General features: G+C 68.1%; 18 protein-coding genes. 5 read left to right on the top strand and 13 right to left on the bottom strand.

Annotated features, from left to right (window positions below; genetic code table 11):
* Positions 1-16: 16 nt before the first annotated feature.
* The 11 genes from ACFCYE_RS16290 to ACFCYE_RS16240 form a co-directional block, all read right to left on the bottom strand.
* Positions 17-643 carry a superoxide dismutase gene (locus tag ACFCYE_RS16290; RefSeq protein ID WP_376180422.1) on the bottom strand — a complete coding sequence of 209 codons (627 nt, stop codon included), beginning with the start codon at positions 641-643 and terminating at the stop codon, positions 17-19.
* A gap of 142 nt (positions 644-785) precedes the next feature.
* Positions 786-1,763, bottom strand: a complete 978-nt coding sequence (gene whiA, locus ACFCYE_RS16285; protein WP_264155052.1) for a DNA-binding protein WhiA — start codon at positions 1,761-1,763, stop codon at positions 786-788.
* A 68-nt stretch (positions 1,764-1,831) separates the two neighbouring features.
* Positions 1,832-2,704, bottom strand: coding sequence for an RNase adapter RapZ (rapZ, locus tag ACFCYE_RS16280; RefSeq protein WP_376180419.1), 873 nt, complete (start codon positions 2,702-2,704; stop codon positions 1,832-1,834).
* Between the two features lie 25 nt (positions 2,705-2,729).
* Positions 2,730-4,625, bottom strand: coding sequence for an excinuclease ABC subunit UvrC (gene uvrC / locus ACFCYE_RS16275; RefSeq protein WP_376180417.1), 1,896 nt, complete (start codon positions 4,623-4,625; stop codon positions 2,730-2,732).
* Positions 4,625-7,513 (bottom strand): excinuclease ABC subunit UvrA, encoded by a 2,889-nt coding sequence (uvrA, locus tag ACFCYE_RS16270; protein ID WP_376180415.1) that lies wholly within the window; start codon positions 7,511-7,513, stop codon positions 4,625-4,627. The genes uvrC and uvrA overlap by 1 nt, the downstream gene beginning before the upstream one ends.
* A gap of 71 nt (positions 7,514-7,584) precedes the next feature.
* The gene (locus ACFCYE_RS16265) at positions 7,585-8,085 is read right to left on the bottom strand and encodes a hypothetical protein (RefSeq protein ID WP_376180412.1); all 501 of its coding nucleotides are present in this window, start codon (positions 8,083-8,085) and stop codon (positions 7,585-7,587) included.
* Positions 8,082-9,374 (bottom strand): DUF58 domain-containing protein, encoded by a 1,293-nt coding sequence (locus ACFCYE_RS16260; RefSeq protein WP_376180410.1) that lies wholly within the window; start codon positions 9,372-9,374, stop codon positions 8,082-8,084. The genes ACFCYE_RS16265 and ACFCYE_RS16260 overlap by 4 nt, the downstream gene beginning before the upstream one ends.
* Positions 9,371-10,336, bottom strand: coding sequence for an AAA family ATPase (locus tag ACFCYE_RS16255; RefSeq protein ID WP_376180408.1), 966 nt, complete (start codon positions 10,334-10,336; stop codon positions 9,371-9,373). Before ACFCYE_RS16255 ends, ACFCYE_RS16260 begins: the two co-directional genes overlap by 4 nt.
* A complete protein-coding gene (locus ACFCYE_RS16250; protein WP_376180406.1) occupies positions 10,333-10,851 on the bottom strand; it encodes a hypothetical protein in 519 nt (172 codons plus the stop codon). The genes ACFCYE_RS16255 and ACFCYE_RS16250 overlap by 4 nt, the downstream gene beginning before the upstream one ends.
* On the bottom strand, positions 10,848-11,534 hold the full coding sequence (locus tag ACFCYE_RS16245; protein WP_376180404.1) for a DUF4129 domain-containing protein: 687 nt from the start codon (positions 11,532-11,534) through the stop codon (positions 10,848-10,850). The genes ACFCYE_RS16250 and ACFCYE_RS16245 overlap by 4 nt, the downstream gene beginning before the upstream one ends.
* A gap of 108 nt (positions 11,535-11,642) precedes the next feature.
* Positions 11,643-12,077, bottom strand: a complete 435-nt coding sequence (locus ACFCYE_RS16240) for a MarR family winged helix-turn-helix transcriptional regulator (protein ID WP_376180402.1) — start codon at positions 12,075-12,077, stop codon at positions 11,643-11,645.
* Positions 12,078-12,121: 44 nt separating this feature from the next.
* Here ACFCYE_RS16240 and ACFCYE_RS16235 point away from each other — a divergent pair, with 44 nt between their 5' ends.
* The gene (locus ACFCYE_RS16235) at positions 12,122-12,364 is read left to right on the top strand and encodes a hypothetical protein (RefSeq protein WP_376180400.1); all 243 of its coding nucleotides are present in this window, start codon (positions 12,122-12,124) and stop codon (positions 12,362-12,364) included.
* Positions 12,365-12,403: 39 nt separating this feature from the next.
* Here ACFCYE_RS16235 and uvrB read toward each other — a convergent pair whose 3' ends face one another.
* Positions 12,404-14,482, bottom strand: a complete 2,079-nt coding sequence (gene uvrB / locus ACFCYE_RS16230) for an excinuclease ABC subunit UvrB (protein ID WP_376180398.1) — start codon at positions 14,480-14,482, stop codon at positions 12,404-12,406.
* A 91-nt stretch (positions 14,483-14,573) separates the two neighbouring features.
* Here uvrB and ACFCYE_RS16225 point away from each other — a divergent pair, with 91 nt between their 5' ends.
* Entirely contained in the window at positions 14,574-15,194 is a 621-nt protein-coding gene (locus tag ACFCYE_RS16225) for a DUF4126 domain-containing protein (RefSeq protein ID WP_376180396.1), read from the top strand.
* 3 nt (positions 15,195-15,197) lie between these two features.
* Here the strand turns inward: ACFCYE_RS16225 and coaE are convergent, their stop codons facing one another.
* Positions 15,198-15,797: a dephospho-CoA kinase gene (coaE, locus tag ACFCYE_RS16220; RefSeq protein ID WP_376180394.1), complete on the bottom strand. Its 600-nt coding sequence runs from the start codon at positions 15,795-15,797 to the stop codon at positions 15,198-15,200.
* Positions 15,798-15,956: 159 nt separating this feature from the next.
* Between coaE and ACFCYE_RS16215 the strand changes: the two genes are divergently transcribed.
* Genes ACFCYE_RS16215 through moaA form a run of 3 tightly spaced genes read left to right on the top strand, consistent with a single transcriptional unit; the run spans position 15,957 to position 17,847 of the window.
* On the top strand, positions 15,957-16,433 hold the full coding sequence (locus ACFCYE_RS16215) for a molybdenum cofactor biosynthesis protein B (protein ID WP_376180392.1): 477 nt from the start codon (positions 15,957-15,959) through the stop codon (positions 16,431-16,433).
* Positions 16,430-16,843 carry a molybdenum cofactor biosynthesis protein MoaE gene (locus tag ACFCYE_RS16210; RefSeq protein WP_376180390.1) on the top strand — a complete coding sequence of 138 codons (414 nt, stop codon included), beginning with the start codon at positions 16,430-16,432 and terminating at the stop codon, positions 16,841-16,843. The genes ACFCYE_RS16215 and ACFCYE_RS16210 overlap by 4 nt, the downstream gene beginning before the upstream one ends.
* Complete coding sequence (moaA, locus tag ACFCYE_RS16205) at positions 16,840-17,847, top strand: GTP 3',8-cyclase MoaA (protein ID WP_376180388.1); 1,008 nt, start codon at positions 16,840-16,842, stop codon at positions 17,845-17,847. The genes ACFCYE_RS16210 and moaA overlap by 4 nt, the downstream gene beginning before the upstream one ends.

The raw sequence follows: 17,847 nt of genomic DNA, 5'->3' as shown, positions 1-17,847 counted from the left end.
GGGACACCCGTCTTGCTTACGACAGTACCAGCAGGCCGTTCGTCTGCTTACGGGCGACGTCGAGGCGCTGCGCCACGTTCTCCCAGTTGGCGATGTTCCAGGCGGCCTTCACGTAGTCAGCCTTGACGTTGAGGTAGTCGAGGTAGAAAGCGTGCTCCCACATGTCCAGCTGGAACAGCGGGATGGTGCCCTGAGCGGTGTTGGACTGCTGGTCGAACAGCTGCTGGATGATCAGCCGCTGACCGATCGAGTCCCAGCTGAGCACCGACCAGCCGGAGCCCTGGATGCCGAGGGCGTTCGCCGTGAAGTGCGCCTGGAACTTCTCGAACGAGCCGAAGAACTCGTCGATGGCCGCCTTCAGCTCGCCCTCGGGCTCGCCTCCGCCGTTCGGCGACAGGTTGGTCCAGAAGATGGAGTGGTTGACGTGGCCGCCGAGGTTGAACGCGAGGTCCTTCTCGAGCTTGTTGACATTCGCCAGGTTGCCCGTCTCGCGCGCCTCTGCGAGACCGTCGAGCGCTGCGTTCGCGCCGGCGACGTAGGTCGCGTGGTGCTTGTCATGGTGCAGCTCCATGATCTTGCCGCTGATGTGCGGCTCGAGTGCCGCGAAGTCGTAGGGGAGGTCGGGGAGCGTATAGGTCGCCATGTCGATTTCATCCAATCCGCGCCGCGCCGCGGCGCTTTCCGGTCCTCCGCAACGCCGAGATGCGGTGCGGAGCAGACGGTTTCCATCCTACTGACGGCAACGTCGCCCGGCGGGGCTTCCTTCCCGAAATGACGAAGATTTCCTAGACGTCGAGACCGGCGGGAACCGCCGCTTCGGTCCCAGGGATGCCTTCGACCTGAGCACGCTTGTCCGCCATCGCGAGCAGGCGACGGATGCGGCCTGCGACAGCATCCTTGGTCAGGGGCGGGTCTGCATGATGACCCAGCTCATCCAGGCTGGCGTCGCGGTGCGACAGGCGCAGCTCCCCGGCGACCTTGAGGTGGTCTGGCACGTCCTCGCCGAGGATCTCCAATGCACGCTCCACCCGGGCGCAGGCGGCGACAGCGGCCTGTGCGGATCGGCGGAGGTTGGCATCGTCGAAGTTGACGAGACGATTGACGCCGGCGCGCACCTCGCGGCGCTGACGCATCTCCTCCCACGCGGCAGCGGTGCCGGCGGCGCCCATCTGCGTGAGGACGGATCGGATCGCCTCGCCCTCGCGGACGACGACGCGCGGCATCCCGCGGACTTCGCGGGCCTTGGCCGCGACGCCGAGTCGGTGCGCAGCGCCTACGAGCGCCATCGCCGCCTCGGAAGACGGGCAGGCCACCTCGAGCATCGCGGAGCGCCCCGGTTCGGACAGCGAACCGGCGGCGAGGAATGCGCCGCGCCACAGGCCGGCGATCTCCTCACGCGAGCCGGTGGTCAAACGGTTGGGCAGTCCGCGGACCGGACGACGGCGCTGATCGAGCAGCCCCGTCTGACGTGCGAGTGTCTCCCCCGCGCCGATGACGCGGACGGCCCAGCGCGCTCCGTCGCTGGAGCTGGAAGACTGCACCTGGGCGATCTCGGGGCGGACACCGTAGATCTCGGCGAGGTCCCTGGCGACGCGACGCGCCAGCAGTTCGGCATCCACCTCTGCCTCGACGGCCACGCGGCCTGCGATCGAGTGCAGCCCACCGGCGAACCGGAGGATCGCGGTGACCTCCGCGACGCGCACCGTGGGGGGTGCGTTGCGGATGCTGACCAGCTCAGCCTTGACGTCGGTGGTTAGTGCCACGACACTCCTTCTTGCTCCTCGCACCGGATCGCGGCGCGAAGGACTAGCCTACTCGGCTCCGCCGATCTCTACTCACGACCGAGGTCGCGGTGACGCACGTTCACGGCCACCCCGGGCACCTGTGAGAGCCGTTTGGCGAGTTCCTCCGACATCGCCACCGAACGGTGCTTGCCTCCTGTGCAGCCGATCGCGACGGTCGAGTGGCTCTTGTTCTCGCGCTGATATCCCTCGAGGACCGGGACGAGCGCCTTCGCGTAGGCGTCCAGGAACTCCTGTGCGCCTTCGCGCGAGAGGACGTAGTCGCGCACGGCTTCGTCCTTCCCGGTGAGACCCCTCAGCTCATCGTTCCAGAACGGATTCGGCAGGAATCTCATGTCGGCGACGAGGTCGACATCGGTGGGAAGCCCGTACTTGAATCCGAAGCTGAGCAGTGTCAGACGATGACGGGCAGCGCCCTCCTCGGAGAAGAGCTCAGTCGTCTTGGTCGCGAGCTGGTGGATGTTCAGGCTCGACGTGTCGATCACGAGGTCGGCGGCCTCGCGCACCAGCATCAGCCGGGAACGCTCCAGCCGGATGCCGTCCAGCAGCGTCCCGTCCTCCTGCAGGGGATGGGGGCGGCGAACCGCCTCGAAGCGACGAACGAGCACGTCATCCGAGGCATCCAGGAAGAGCACCTGCACGGATCCGCGAGAACGCAGCGCCCTGGCCACATCCGGCAGATCGTCGAAGAGGTTGCGCCCCCGGACGTCGACGACCGCCGCCACCTTGGGCAGCGCTCCCCCGCCGAGATCCGTCAGATCCAGCAACGGCCGCAGCATCTGCGGAGGCAGATTGTCGACGACGTACCAGCCGAGGTCCTCGAGTGCGTTCCCGACCGTCGTGCGTCCAGCGCCGGACATGCCGGTGACGATGAGGAACTGGCCCTCGTCCTCGCCTGTCATCGGTTCTCCCTCCCGTCGCTCAACCCTATCGACTGGAGAGGTGCGAATGGATCCCCTGGGCGAGTGCGGGTCCGATGCCCTGCACTTCCTGGATCTCGGCCGGGCTCGCCGCGCGAAGGCGCGACACGGAGCCGAAGTGCTTGAGCAGCACCTTGATGCGGGCCGCGCCGAGCCCGGGAACCTCGGCGAGGACCGTCGTGATGTCACGTTTGCGGCGCCGACGCTGATGCGAGATCGCGAACCGATGCGCCTCATCACGCAGACGCTGCAGCAGGTACAGGGCCTCGCTCGTGCGCGGGAGGATCACGGGGAAGTCGTCACCGGGGAGCCAGATCTCCTCCAGCCGCTTCGCGATTCCGCACAGGGCGATCTCGGGGTGTCCCGAATCCCGCAGCGCACGGGCCGCGGCCGCGACCTGCGGCTGTCCGCCGTCGACGAGCAGCAGTTGCGGCGGATACGCGAAGCGCGGGCGGCTGCGGATCGTGGTGACCTCGCCGTCGGCGAGCGGATCGACGGGAGCGGCCTCGTCCTCGGGCGCGTCCAGATATGCCAGGCGCCGCCGCAGCACCTGATACATCGAATCCGTGTCGTCGGTCGTCTCGGCGACATTGAACGAGCGGTACTGATCCTTGCGCGGCAGGCCGTCCTCGAAGACCACCATCGACCCGACGACGTTCGTGCCCTGCAGGTGCGAGATGTCGTAGCACTCGATGCGCAGCGGTGCCTCATCGAGCCCCAGTGCCTCCTGCAGGTCCGTGAGGGCCTGAGTCCGCGCGACGTAGTCGCTGGTGCGCTTGGTCTTGTGGCGGATCAGCGCCTGCTGCGCGTTGAGGGTCGCCGTGCGCATGAGCTCGGCGCGCTGCCCGCGTTGGGCGACTGCGATATCGACCTTGCGCGCTCGGCGGCCGCGCAGCCACACCTCGAGCTCGGCTGCGTCGTCCGGAAGCGTCGGGACGAGGATGCGTCGAGGGATCTCGCCGTCCGCCGCCTCGCCGTACACGCGCTGCAGCACCTGATCGACGAGGTCGCCGGAGGAAACGTCGAGCTCCTTCTCGATCGTCGAGGCGCGTACACCGCGCACGCGCCCGCCACGGATCACGAAGTGCTGCACCGCGGCGGAAAGCTCGTCCTCGGCGATCCCGAACAGGTCGGCGTCCTCGTCGGCCGGAAGCACGAGCGCGCTCTTGCCGAGAACGGCATCGATCGCGGACAGCTTGTCGCGATATTTCGCGGCGTCCTCGTAGTTCATCGCCGCTGACGCCTCGCGCATGCGACGCGTCAACTCGCGCGTGAAGCGCTCATCGCCGCCCGCCATGAAAGCGACGAAATCGTTCACCATCGCCCGATGCTCCTCGATCGTGCAGGTCATCGAGCAGGGACCGCCGCATTTGCCGATCTGGCCGGGGAAGCACGGTCGGCCGGTCTGCATCGCGCGCTTGTAGCTGGCGTCGCTGCACGTGCGGATCGGGAACGCCTTGACCATCAGATCGATCGTCTCGTGCACCGCCCAGACCTTGGGATACGGGCCGAAATAACGGGCGCCGGGGATCCTGCGGTTGCGTGTCACGATGACCCGTGGGGCCTCGTCCGCCAGCGTGATCGCCATGAACGGGTACGACTTGTCGTCCTTGTATCGCACGTTGAACGGCGGATCGAACTCCTTGATCCACATGTACTCCAGCTGCAGCGAATCCACGTCGGTCCGCACGACCGTCCACTCGACGGATGCGGCGGTCGTCACCATCCGCCGCGTGCGCTCGTGCAGCGTGCGAAGCGGGGCGAAGTAGTTCGAAAGCCGCTGGCGCAGGTTCTTGGCCTTGCCGACGTAGAGCACGCGCCCCTGAGCGTCGCGGAATCGATACACACCGGGATCGGTCGGGATCTCGCCCTGCTTCGGCTTGTACGGCAGCACGTCCGCCATCAGCCGGCCTTCCGCGCCTGGCGCCCTCCACCGAGGATCTCGGCGAGGAACTGCCCGGTGTGGCTGTCCTCGATGGCTGCGATGTGCTCCGGCGTACCGGTCGCCAGGATCTCGCCGCCGCCGGAGCCGCCCTCCGGCCCGAGATCGATCACCCAGTCCGCCGACTTGATGACGTCGAGGTTGTGCTCGATGACGATGACGGTGTTGCCCTTGTCGACCAGACCGTTCAGAACCTCGAGGAGCTTGCGGACGTCCTCGAAATGCAGGCCAGTGGTCGGTTCGTCGAGCACGTAGATGCTGCGGCCGTTGCTGCGACGCTGGAGCTCGGTCGCGAGCTTGACGCGCTGAGCCTCTCCGCCGGAGAGCGTGGTCGCGGACTGACCGAGGCGGACGTACCCGAGCCCCACGTCGACGAGGGTCTTCATGTAGCGGTGAATCGCCTGGATCGGCTCGAAGAACTCCGCAGCCTCCTCGATCGGCATCTCGAGGACCTCGGCGATGTTCTTGCCCTTGTAGTGCACGGCGAGCGTGTCGCGGTTGTACCGCTTGCCGTGGCACACCTCGCAGTCGACGTACACATCCGGCAGGAAGTTCATCTCGATCTTGATCGTGCCGTCACCCGAGCAGGCCTCGCAGCGTCCACCCTTGACGTTGAAGCTGAATCGGCCGGGCTGATAGCCCCGCACCTTCGCCTCCGGCGTCTCGCTGAAGAGGGTGCGGATGCGATCGAAGACGCCGGTGTAGGTGGCGGGGTTCGACCGCGGCGTGCGACCGATCGGCGCCTGGTCGACGTGGATCACCTTGTCGAGGTTGTCGAGGCCGGTCACACGCTTGTGCTTGCCTGCGAGCGACCGCGCCCCGTTGAGCTTGGATGCCAGCACCCGGTACAGGATGTCGTTGACGAGCGAGGACTTGCCGGAGCCGCTCACACCGGTCACAGCGGTCAGCACGCCGAGAGGGAACTCGACGTCGACGTCCTTGAGATTGTTCTCGCGCGCGCCGACGACCTTGAGCATGCGTCGCTTGTCGAGCTTGCGCCGCTTGTGCGGGGTCGGGATCTCCCGTCGACCTGCGAGGTAATCGCCCGTCATCGAGTTCTTCTCGCCGAGCAGCGCCGCGTACGGCCCGGAGTGCACGACGTCGCCGCCGTTGACACCAGCGCCGGGGCCGATGTCGACGACCCAGTCGGACGCCTGGATGGTCTCCTCGTCGTGCTCGACGACGATGAGCGTGTTGCCGAGGTCTCGCAGCGTGAGCAGGGTCTCGATGAGGCGCCTGTTGTCGCGCTGATGCAGACCGATCGACGGCTCGTCGAGCACGTACAGCACGCCGGTCAGACCCGAGCCGATCTGCGTGGCCAGGCGAATGCGCTGCGCCTCGCCGCCGGACAGGGATCCTGCGGAGCGACTCAGATTCAGATACGCCAGGCCGACCTGCAGCAGGAAGTCGAGCCGCAGACGGATCTCGCGCAGCACCTGCGCGGCGATCTTCGCCTCGCGATCGGTCAGGGTCAGCTGCTCCATGAAGGAGCGGGCCTCGGCGAGGCTGAGGTGCGAGACCTCGGCGATCGAGTGCCCGTGCACCTTGACCGCGAGGACCTCCGGCTTGAGCCGGTTGCCGTCGCAGACCGGGCACGGCACCTCGCGGAGGTACTCGGCCCAGCGTGCACGCTGCGTGTCGCTCTCGGCCTGCGCGTACTGCCGCTCGATGTAGGGGACGACGCCCTCGAAACCGGACGCGTAGCGCATCTCGCGGCCGTAGCGGTTCTTCCACTTCACCGTGACCTTGTAGTTGTCTCCGCGCAGGATCGCATCCTGCACGTCGACGCGCAGATCACGCCACGGGGTGTCGAGATCGAAGTTGAGGTCGCGCGCGAGTCCTTCGAGGAGCCTCTCGTAGTACTGGAACAGGCCCTTGCCCTGCGTGGTCCACGGGATGATCGCGCCTTCTCGGATCGACAGGTCCTCGTCGCCGAGCATCAGGTCGACGTCCACGGACATCCGCGTACCCAGGCCGGAGCACGACGGGCAGGCGCCGAACGGCGCGTTGAACGAGAAGGTGCGCGGCTCGATCTCGGTGAGTGTGATGGAGTGACCGTTGGGGCAGGCGAGCTTCTCGGAGAAGGACTGCCACGCGGCATCGCCCTCTTCGTCGACGAAGTTGATCTGCATGACGCCGCCGGCCAGACCGAGCGCGGTCTCGACCGAGTCGGTCACGCGACCGAGGATGTCATCCGAGGCGACCAGCCGGTCCACCACCACCGCGATGTCGTGCTTGTAGCTCTTCTTCAGTGTCGGCGGCTCTGCGAGCTGGATGAGATCGCCGTCGACGATGGCGCGGGAGTACCCCTTCGCGCCGAGCTCGCGGAACAGGTCGACGAACTCGCCCTTCTTCTGCGACACCACCGGGGCGACGATCTGGTACCGGGTGCGGTCCGGGAGCTCCATGAGCTGATCGGCGATCTGCTGCACCGTCTGACGCTGGATGCGCTCACCGCATTCCGGGCAGTGCGGAATGCCGATGCGCGCCCAGAGCAGACGCATGTAGTCGTAGATCTCAGTGATGGTTCCGACCGTGGAACGCGGGTTGCGGTTGGTCGACTTCTGATCGATCGACACCGCGGGGCTCAGCCCTTCGATGAAGTCCACATCCGGGCGATCCACCTGACCGAGGAACTGACGCGCGTAGGCGCTCAGCGACTCGACGTAGCGACGCTGACCCTCGGCGAAGATCGTGTCGAAGGCGAGGCTGGACTTGCCGGAGCCGGACAGGCCCGTGAAGACGACCAGTGAGTCGCGAGGGATATCGAGGTCGACGTTCTTGAGATTGTGCACGCGGGCACCGCGGACACTGAGTTTTCCTGGGCTGGGGACGGGGACGATGGGCACCGAACAAGTCTACGAGGGACCACGGACATTGGTCCCGATAGCGTTCCCAGGCTCGCGCGGATGCCGGTCGATCAGCGCCGCACGCGTCGCAGCAGCAGTACCGCCGCGCCGACGACCGCGAGGGCCCCGATCGGTGCCAGCCAGGCGATCCCGCGACCGTCGGCAGAGGGCAGCAGCACCGCGATGATCGCGATGACCTGTGCCGTCAGCTGGACGGTGAGCACGCGCACCGCGGTCGGCCGCAGCGCTCGCAGCGCGATCCGCGACCGGATCGGCACGGTCAGGCTCAGCGTCGCCAGGACGTGTCCCAGATGCACGACCAGCACCGCGAGACAGGCGCGCCCCAGGTCGACCGGCTGCGTGATCAGCGCGAACGGCACGACGATCATCGCGAACCAGGCGAGCCCTGTCTGCGGCCATACGGCTCCCCCGACGACCGCGACGACCGCGATGATCTGCCATCCGATACCCGGCTGCAGCAGCCACGCGCCCCCGCCGACCACGCCGACGAGCGCCACCCGGACGAGCAGCCCTGGCACGGATGCACCGATGTCGAGCGTGTCGTCCTTCACCGCACTCCCCCTGTTCTGGACCGCGCGAGTGCGCCGATCGCTCCGACCGCGCCGGCATCCCACCGCACGATCTCGACCCCGGCGGCGGCGAGGTCGTGGAACATGTCCTCGCGTTCGGCGAGCACGATGCGCAGTGCGAGGCGCTGCTCGGCCGACAACCGGGAGCTGTCGAGATCCGGGAGGGTGTCTATCGCGAGCACGCGATGACCGGACGCGCGCCACATCAGCGCCAGCTCGGCTGCTGCGCCGTCGAAGAACGTCGACAGCACAGCGATGACGGAGCCGTGCGGCACCGGCGGCGTGCGCCGGTAGCGGCTGTCGTCTCCGGCCTGACCTGTGCCGGCGATGGCCGCCACGACGCGGGCAAGATGGCGCGCGCCGGTCCCGCTGCGCAACGAGCGACCGCTCTGCACGAGCACGTGATAGGCCACGCGGTCCCCGGCCGAGACAGCAGCGGTCGCGAGCGACCGTGCCGCCTCGCGCGCATTGTCCAACGACGTCGTGCCGCTGCGCTCGAGGTCTCCGCTCCCCCACGTCGCGACGACCTCGCCGAGGTCGTCCACCGCGTCGACGGCGATCACGACGGACGCGTCGCTGAGCGAGTTGGTGCGTCGCACGAACAGCTCGCCCGGCCGACGGGCGGCGCGCGCCGTCGCACGCCAGTCGACCCGCCGAAGCTCGTCGCCCGGCGCGAACGGATGGATGTCCCGGAAGTCGCCGCCCTGCCCTGGCCGCGATCCTTCGTGTGCGCCGTGCAGACCCGTCAGGCGCGGAGCCAGCGGAAGAGCGTGCAGGTCTCTGGATGCCGGGGCCACTGCCCTGCGCTGGACGAAGACGCCCAGCGCTCCACCGGTGAGTGCGCCGTCCCCTCCGATGCTCCGGCCCTTGATCCGCAGAGAGTCGATCGGGCCGGAATGCCTGCTTCGGCTGCGCGCCCGGATCGTCGAGCGGCCCGGCACGAACACGCGCCGGTCGCGTCGTGCGGACTGCACGATGAACAGCTCGGCGATCTCGGCGTCGGTGTCGACGGAGATCTCATCGTCCAGAGTGCCGTGAGTCGTCTCCGGAGCCGCTCGCACTGTGATCGCACTGTCCTCGATGGCGCCGGGTCTGACGCGCTCGGCATCCACGACCAGCAGCGCCCAGATCGCCAGCGGTGCTGCGATGGCCACGACGTCCGGACGGGACAGCGCCAGACCTGCCCCGGCGAGGACGATCGCCGCACCGATCGCGATCAGGACGGCCGGCGTGCGACTCCAGCGACGCGACGACGTGCGTTCCCACGTCACCGTGCGGCGCCGACCGTCGGGGGAACCGCGACCTCGGAGAGCACCCCCGCCACGATCCGAGCCGGATCGACGCCCTGCGCCCAGGCCTGCGGCGTCAGTGTGAGCCGATGGGCGAGCACGGGAACTGCGATGCGCTTGATGTCGTCGGGACGCACGTAATCACGACCGTCGAGGGCCGCGAGCGCACGACCGAGCAGCAGCAGCGACTGCGATCCACGTGGCGAGGCGCCGACCGAGACGTTCTGAGCGGCGCGCGTTCCGCGAGCGAGGTCCACGCAGTACCGGGCGACATCCGGGTCGACGTGGATGGCTTCGACGGCTGCCTGCACCTCGCGCAGCTGCGCGGCATCGATCACGGCATCCACGCTCGTCTCCTCGCGCTGACGGCGCACTCTTCCGAGCAGGATCTCGGTCTCGCCTTCCGGCTCGGGGTATCCGACCGACAACCGCACCATGAAGCGATCGAGCTGGGCTTCCGGGAGGGCGTAGGTGCCCTCGTACTCGATCGGGTTGGCGGTGGCGATCACGTGGAACGGACGGGCCAGCTGGTAGCTGTTGCCCTCGACCGTGACCTGCCGCTCGGCCATGGCCTCGAGCATCGCCGACTGGGTCTTCGGCGTCGTGCGGTTGATCTCGTCGGCGAGCAGCAGGCCCGTGAAGATCGGACCGGGGCGGAAGACGAAGTCACCCGAATCCGGCGCATAGACGTACGAACCTGTCACATCGCCCGGGAGCATGTCCGGCGTGCACTGCAGTCTGCGGAAGTCGAGTCCGAGCGCTGAGGCGAGGCTGCGAGCGGCGAGCGTCTTCCCGAGCCCCGGCACATCCTCGAACAGCACGTGTCCACCGGCCAGGATCGTCGCGAGCGCGATCTCCAGGGTGTCGTCCATCCCGACGACGACCGTGCGGACCGCGTCGAGGATGCGGCGCCCGGTGTTCGCGATCTCGGTGGTGTTCGTCATGCGCGCTCCTGCTTCCTGATGGGTGACTGCGAGGTCGAAGTCTGTTCCGGGGAACCGGCGGGCGCTGAGGCCAATCGGTCGGCGGCGTCCAGCGCCCTTCGGATGTCGATGTTCTGCACCTGGCGACCGTTGATGCGCTGCCAGAGGCCGGTCCCGAGGATCTCATCGAGGCGCCCGGCCTGCGACGGATCATCGACGTCGATGCCCTGCCGCGCGATGCGGCGGCGCAGCAGAGCGCGCACCCGTCGGCTGACGATCTCGCCGGCGACACCGGTACGCGGGTTGAACGCCCAGGCCAACCGGGAGATCTCGGTGCCGCGGATCGTCAGGTCCTCATCGGCCTGCGGGCCGTCTTCGACGACCGCCTCCGCGCCGCGCAGGACTGCGAGCAGGGCGACGGCAGCAGCGAGTGCCCCGCCGCTCAGGGCGAACATCGGTTCCAGACCGAGCAGCAGCAGCGCGACCGTGACCGCGATGAGTGCGACCGCGGCCGCGATTCCTCGTCGAAGCGTCATCGCCAGCCCTCCTGGATCGCCGCGAGGGTCTGTCGCGCTTCGGCGCGATCCGCCTCGTCTGCCGTGTGCCCTGCGAAGCGGACGCGCTCGTACAACCGCAGCAGGGTCTTCGCGTCGTCTGCCGCATCCGAACGATAGGTGATGACACGCAACGTGAATTCGGCCGGCGTCTCGGTGCGTGCGCGGGTGATCCCCGCCTCCGCGGCGCTCTCCTCCAAGCCGACCCAGGCCGCGATGATGGCGTCAGAGGGCGCGGCGTGCTCGTCGATGATGCGCAGAGCCGCCGCGATACCGCGCCGGATCGTCGGCGCGGCCGTCTCGGGGTCCGGCTCCGGCGACACGGCGAAGGTCTCGTCGCCGGCCTGATCGATTTCACGACGCGGGATCCGCGCGCCCCACGCCCGCACGATCGCCCTGATCAGGAAGAACAGGAGCACCGCGACGACCACGGCGCTGATGATCAGGAGGATCAGCGAGACCACGGTGACTGCCGTCTCGTTCGTCGGCAGCGCCGTAGGCGTCGGCATGGGCAGCGGCGACTGCGCGTCGGTGACGACGGGTGCCGGCGCGGATGAGGCCTCGAATTCCGGCGGCTCGAAGCGCGCGGGCCCCTGGACCGACGCGACGACCATGACGATCAGCAGCAGTGCGACCACCGCCCCCGCTCCGAGCAGACGCCTCATGCGTGCTCGGTGCGTGGACGGCGACAGTGCATGCTTCCACACTAGGAGAACTCGAGGCCTCCGATCGGCGCTGTGGAGAGATCGGATAGCGCGGCGGCGGCCGAGTCCCTAGGCACGCCTCCCGGCGAACGGCTGCAGGGCGTCGCGCAGGTCGGCGACCTGGGCGACATCCATTCCGACCGCCGCCATGACCTGCGTCGGAACGTCCAGCGCGCGTTCGCGCAGACCGCGTCCGGCCTCGGTGAGGTCGATGTCCAGACGGCGCTCGTCCTCGGCGCTGCGGCGGCGAGCGACGAGACCGTCGGCCTCCAAGCGCTTGACGAGCGGAGATGCCGTCGCAGGGTCGAGCGCCAGATCGGCCGCCAGATCGTTCAGCGTGCGTGGCGCACGCTCCCAGAGGGCGAGCATGACGAGATACTGCGGGTGCGTGAGTCCGAGCGGTTCGAGGATCGGACGATAGATCGCGACGATGTTGCGCGCCGCGGTCACCAGCGCGAAGCAGAGCTGGTTGTCGAGTGCGAGGAGATCATCGGCATCGGTCACGATCCGATTATACGAGGGCACAAATGATTAGTACACTAAGCAACATGTCGAAGAACCCGGACCGCGCGCCGCTTCGCACTCGCATCAGCGAGGCCGGCGGGCTCTATGCATGGGTGAACACGAACCTCATCCGCTACGCGGGCCCCGCGTCCGTCGGCCCGTATGAAGCCACCCCGCCGCCGACCGCGGCCGAGCGCGCCGAACGGGCCTGTCCCCTGTGCGGTGCGCCCATGATGCAGCACCAGATCGATCGATCGGGCCCCAAGCCGCTCGTGCACTGCCCCTAGACTGCCCGCACTCCCAAGGGCGGACGAGGTTACGCCAGGTCACGCGTGCCCGGCGTTCTCCATCGCACGCAGTTCCTTCTTCAAGTCCTGCACTTCGTCGCGCAAGCGCCCCGCGAGCTCGAACTTCAGTTCTTCCGCCGCGGCGAGCATCTGGTTCGAGAGATCCTCGATCATCGCCTCGAGCTGTTCGGCTCCCTCGGCGGCGATGCCTTCGCGGCGCAGGTTCGGCGTCGGCGACTTCCCTCTGCCGCTCTTGCCCGCCTTGTTGCGACTGGATCGCATGTCTGCGGTGTCTGCGGCTTCGCGCGCGAGCACCTCGGTGATGTCGGCGATGCGCTTGCGCAGCGGTTGCGGATCGATGCCGTTGGCGGTGTTGTATGCGATCTGCTTCTCGCGCCGTCGATCGGTCTCGTCGATCGCCTTCGCCATCGAGTCCGTGATGCGATCGGCGTACATGTGCACCTGGCCGGACACGTTTCGCGCGGCACGACCGATCGTCTGGATGAGGGACGTCCCGGAACGCAGGAACCCTTCCTTGTCGGCATCCAGGATCGCCACCAGCGATACCTCGGGCAGGTCGAGGCCCTCGCGGAGGAGGTTGATGCCGACGAGCACGTCGTACACCCCCGCACGCAGCTCGCTGAGCAGTTCCACGCGTCGCAGCGTGTCGACGTCGGAGTGCAGGTAGCGGACCCGCACGCCGTGCTCACCGAGGAAGTCGGTGAGCTCTTCGGCCATCTTCTTCGTGAGCGTCGTCACGAGCACGCGCTCGTCGCGTTCGACGCGCACCCGGATCTCCTCGAGGAGATCGTCGATCTGGCCCTTGGAGGGCTTGACGACGATCTGCGGATCGATGAGCCCGGTCGGGCGGATGATCTGCTCGACCACGCCGTCCGCGATGCCCATCTCGTATTTGCCGGGGGTGGCCGACAGGTACACCGTCTGGCCGATCCTGTTCTTGAACTCGTCCCACCGCAGCGGCCGATTGTCCATCGCGCTCGGCAGGCGGAATCCGTGCTCGACGAGAGTGCGTTTGCGCGAGGCGTCCCCCTCGTACATCGCCCCGATCTGCGGCACGGTGACGTGCGACTCGTCGATCACGAGCAGGAAGTCGTCGGGGAAGAAGTCCAGCAGCGTGTGCGGCGGCTCGCCGGGCTCCCGATTGTCCATGTGCCGGGAGTAGTTCTCGATTCCGGAGCAGAACCCGAGCTGCTGGAGCATCTCCAGGTCGAAGGTCGTCCGCATCCGCAGCCGCTGCGCCTCGAGCAGCTTGCCCTGTCGCTCGAACTCGGCCAGTCGTTCTTCCAGTTCCTTCTCGATCGTCCCGATCGAGCGCTGGATCACGTCGGTGCCGGCGACGTAGTGGGATGCCGGAAAGATCGGCACGGAATCGAGCCGTTCGATCACTTCACCGGTGAGCGGGTGCAGCGAGTACAGCCCCTCGATCTCATCGCCGAACAGCTCGATGCGGATCGCGTGCTCTTCGTACACGGGGATGATCTCGATCGTGTCCCCCCGCACACGGAAGTTGCCGCGGGAGAAGTCGACGTCGTTGCGGTTGTACTGCATCGCGATGAACTGGCGGATCAGCGCATCGCGGTCGTAGCGCTCCCCCACCTGCAGCGCCACCATCGCTCGCAGGTACTCCTCGGGAGCGCCGAGACCGTAGATGCAGGAGACCGTCGAGACCACGACCACATCGCGGCGCGACAGCAGCGAATTCGTCGTGGAGTGCCGCAGCCTCTCGACCTCGGCGTTGATCGACGAGTCCTTCTCGATGAAGGTGTCGGTCTGCGGGACGTACGCCTCCGGCTGGTAGTAGTCGTAATACGAGACGAAGTACTCGACCGCGTTGTTCGGCATGAGGTCGCGGAACTCGTTCGCCAGCTGCGCGGCAAGCGTCTTGTTGTGCGAGAGCACGAGCGTCGGACGCTGCACCTGCTCGATCAGCCAGGCGGTCGTCGCCGACTTTCCGGTACCTGTGGCGCCGAGCAGCACGACGTCGGTCTCACCGGCGTTGATGCGCGCCGCGAGATCGGCGATCGCCTGCGGCTGGTCGCCGGCCGGCACGTATTCGCTGACGACCTCGAAGGGACGGACGCTGCGCGTAGGTTGCATGTCTCCAGCGTAGGACGCCCCTCCGACATCAGGGCCGGCCGAGCGCATCCCCCGCCCTGGTGCTCTCCGAATCGCGGCCTAGAGTTGAGCCGTGATCGAATTCCTGGTCGGCTCCAGCCTGGCGGCGTCGGCAGGCCTGAACGCCTGGATGCCACTGTTCCTGCTGGGCCTGTCGGATCGCCTCCTGCCCGCCGTCGTGCTCCCGGCCGGCTGGTCCTGGCTGTCCAGCGACATCGCACTGTGGGTTCTCGGCGGATTGCTCGTCCTCGAGATCATCGCCGACAAGATCCCCGCGCTGGATTCGATCAACGATGTCGTCCAGAGCGTGCTGCGCCCCGCGTCCGGCGGCATCGCCTTCGGAGCCGGCGCGAGCGCTCAGACGATCGCGGTGGAGGACCCATCCGTGTTCTTCAGCGAGCGCACCTGGATCCCGATCCTCTCGGGCGTGGTGATCGCGCTCATCGTCCACGCGACCAAGGCGACGGCGCGCATCGCCGCCAACACCATGACCGGCGGGCTCGCGGCCCCTTTGCTGAGCACGGCGGAAGACGGCGCCTCGTTCGCGCTGGCAGCGCTCGCGATCGTCGTCCCGATCATCGCGGCGCTCCTGCTGGTCGGGCTGGTCGTGCTGGTCGTGCTGTTCTTCCGACGACGCCGTCGACGGAAGCAGGCGCAGGTCGTCAGCGGAGCGCCCGCGGCTCCGGTCGCCTGAGCGTCAGGCGGATCGCAGCCGCGCCCACAGCGCGTCGACCTGCTCGCGCGTGCGCTCCCACGTGGACGCCGTGTCGATGACGACGTCCGCGATCGCGAGCCGCTGCGCGTCCGACACCTGCGCATCGATGCGCGCCTGCGCCGCGTCAGGCGCCATACCGCGCAACTCGATCAGTCGGGCGAGCCGCACCTCGGCCGGCGCATGCGCGACGACGATGAGGTCCCACGGGTCGTCGACGCGCGCCTCCACGAGCAACGGGACGTCATAGACCACGACGGCGTCCGGATCCGCGGCGAACGCGGCATCGAAACGACGCTGCGATTCAGCACGCACCGCCGGATGCACGATGGCATTGAGCCGCGCGAGGGCATCGGGATCACCGAAGACCCGTGCGCCGAGGCCCGCCCGATCCAGCGAGCCGTCGCCCGCGATGACCGCTGTGCCGAACTCGCGGGCGATCGCGCGCAGCACCGGCGATCCGGCCGACTGGACGTCCTTGACGATCTGGTCCGCATCGACCACGACCGCGCCATGCTCAGCGAGCCGTCCGGCGATCGTCGACTTGCCGGAGGCGATACCGCCGGTGAGCGCGATGAGAGGCATGGGTCCCATCCTGGCATGCGGACCTGCGGGTCGGAGCGTGCAGACGGCGCGAGTACCGACCGCTGCCTCCGGATCTGTCGCACGCTGTGAGATCCGCCCGTAACATGCAGCGGCCTAGACTGGCCGAGCGCACGGACGGCGCGACGACAGGAGCCTCGGGTGAGTAGAACGGCGCACGTGATCACGGTCTCCGACCGCGCCGCAGCCGGCGTCCGAGAGGATCTGTCCGGTCCGACCGGCGCCGACCTGCTGATCGCCGCGGGGTGGAGCACAGGCGTCACCATCGTTCCCGATGAACCGGAGGAGATCGCCTCCGCGGTGCGCGCCGCCATCGCAGACGGCTCCCGGCTCATCGTCACCACCGGCGGAACCGGGATCGGCCCTCGCGACGTCACCCCTGAGGCGACGCTGCCGCTGCTCGGCACCGTGATCCCCGGTATCGCGGAGGAGCTGCGGCGCATCGGGGCGGTCAAGGTGCCCACCGCTCTGCTGTCGCGCGGTGTCGCCGGTATCCTCGACGGCGCGCTGGTCGTCAACCTGGCCGGCTCTCCCGGCGCGGTCCGCGACGGCATCCCGGTGATCCTCGGCCTCGTCGATCATGTGCTCTCCCAGCACGCAGGGGGCGATCACGCATGATCCTGCTCGCCGCCATCTCCGAAGAGGACCTCGACGCAACCGCTCACCTCGACGCCGTCGCCCATGATGCGGCGGGAGCGACGGCACTGTTCGTGGGCACGGTCCGCGATCATGATCCGGGCGCTGACGGTGAGGTGACCCGGCTCGAGTACAGCGCGCACCCGGATGCTGCAGACACCCTTCGTTCGCTCGCCGAGGCGGTCGACGCCGATGACCTGCGCATCGCGATAACTCATCGCATCGGCGCACTCAGTGTCGGCGAGATCGCGATCGTGTGCGCCGTATCCAGCGCACATCGCGCGGAGGCGTTCGACATCGCGCGTGCCCTGGTCGAGAAGGTCAAGGCCGAGCTTCCGGTATGGAAACGTCAGATCACGGCCGACGGCACGACGAACTGGGTCGGACTGTGACGGCGTTCGACGGCCCCCTGGTCGACCGGTTCGGACGCGTGCACCGCGACCTGCGCATCTCGTTGACCGACCGATGCAATCTGCGCTGCACGTACTGCATGCCCGCGGAGGGCGTGCCGTGGCTGGCCAAGCAGAACATCCTCACCACCGATGAGATCGCACGGGTCGCCGGTGTGCTCGCCCGACTCGGCATCGTCGAGGTGCGTCTCACGGGAGGCGAGCCGCTGCTGCGTCCCGACCTCGTCGACGTCGTCCGCCGCCTCGCCCTCATCGAGGGCGCGAACGGGCCGTTGCAGGTCTCGCTCACCACGAACGGGATCCGCCTCGAGCGCGTCATCGACGACCTGGTCGCCGCCGGTCTCGAGCGACTCAACATCAGTCTGGACACCGTCCGACCCGACCGATTCTCGGAACTCACACGGCGCGACAAGTTCGAGGACGTGGTGCGCGGCATCCGCGCGGCCCAGGCGAGTCCGCTTCGGCCGCTCAAGCTCAACACGGTGGCGATGCGCGATGTCAACGATGACGAGTTCTGCGAGCTGCTGCGCTTCGCGCAGGCGCACGACGCGGAGCTGCGCTTCATCGAACAGATGCCGCTGGACGCCGGCCGCATCTGGTCGCGCCAGAGCATGGTTCCCGCCGAAGAGATCCTGGAGAAGCTGTCCGCGGAGTTCACGCTGGCTCCGGTCGCAGGCCGCGGGTCGAGTCCGGCCGAGATCTACACGGTGGACGGCGGACCCACGACTGTCGGTGTGATCGCCTCCGTGTCCGCCCCGTTCTGCGGCTCGTGCGATCGCGTGCGCGTCACCGCCGACGGACAGGTGCGCAACTGCCTCTTCGCGCGCGAGGAGTCGGATCTCACGGCTCTGCTGCGCGGCGGCGCGGATGATGAGGCCATCGCCAGGATGCTGCGTCAGAACATCGAAGGGAAACGCGCCGGACACGGCATCGACGACCCTGGATTCCTCCAGCCTCAGCGCCCGATGTCCGCCATCGGCGGCTGA

The organism is Microbacterium sp. NPDC056234 (genome assembly GCF_042267585.1).
Lineage (GTDB): Bacteria > Actinomycetota > Actinomycetes > Actinomycetales > Microbacteriaceae > Microbacterium.
Note: the sequence above shows the minus strand (reverse complement) of the source record. Positions and strands in the feature narration are given on the sequence as shown.

Excerpts from the sequence above, each read along its gene's own strand:
- ACFCYE_RS16245 (WP_376180404.1), bottom strand. The coding sequence starts at position 11,534 with ATGAGGCGTCTGCTCGGAGCGGGGGCGGTGGTCGCACTGCTGCTGATC.
- uvrC (WP_376180417.1), bottom strand. The coding sequence starts at position 4,625 with ATGGCGGACGTGCTGCCGTACAAGCCGAAGCAGGGCGAGATCCCGACC.
- uvrB (WP_376180398.1), bottom strand. The coding sequence starts at position 14,482 with ATGCAACCTACGCGCAGCGTCCGTCCCTTCGAGGTCGTCAGCGAATAC.
- rapZ (WP_376180419.1), bottom strand. The coding sequence starts at position 2,704 with ATGACAGGCGAGGACGAGGGCCAGTTCCTCATCGTCACCGGCATGTCC.
- ACFCYE_RS16210 (WP_376180390.1), top strand. The coding sequence starts at position 16,430 with ATGATCCTGCTCGCCGCCATCTCCGAAGAGGACCTCGACGCAACCGCT.
- ACFCYE_RS16250 (WP_376180406.1), bottom strand. The coding sequence starts at position 10,851 with ATGACGCTTCGACGAGGAATCGCGGCCGCGGTCGCACTCATCGCGGTC.
- ACFCYE_RS16290 (WP_376180422.1), bottom strand. The coding sequence starts at position 643 with ATGGCGACCTATACGCTCCCCGACCTCCCCTACGACTTCGCGGCACTC.
- coaE (WP_376180394.1), bottom strand. The coding sequence starts at position 15,797 with ATGCCTCTCATCGCGCTCACCGGCGGTATCGCCTCCGGCAAGTCGACG.
- ACFCYE_RS16235 (WP_376180400.1), top strand. The coding sequence starts at position 12,122 with ATGTCGAAGAACCCGGACCGCGCGCCGCTTCGCACTCGCATCAGCGAG.
- ACFCYE_RS16255 (WP_376180408.1), bottom strand. The coding sequence starts at position 10,336 with ATGACGAACACCACCGAGATCGCGAACACCGGGCGCCGCATCCTCGAC.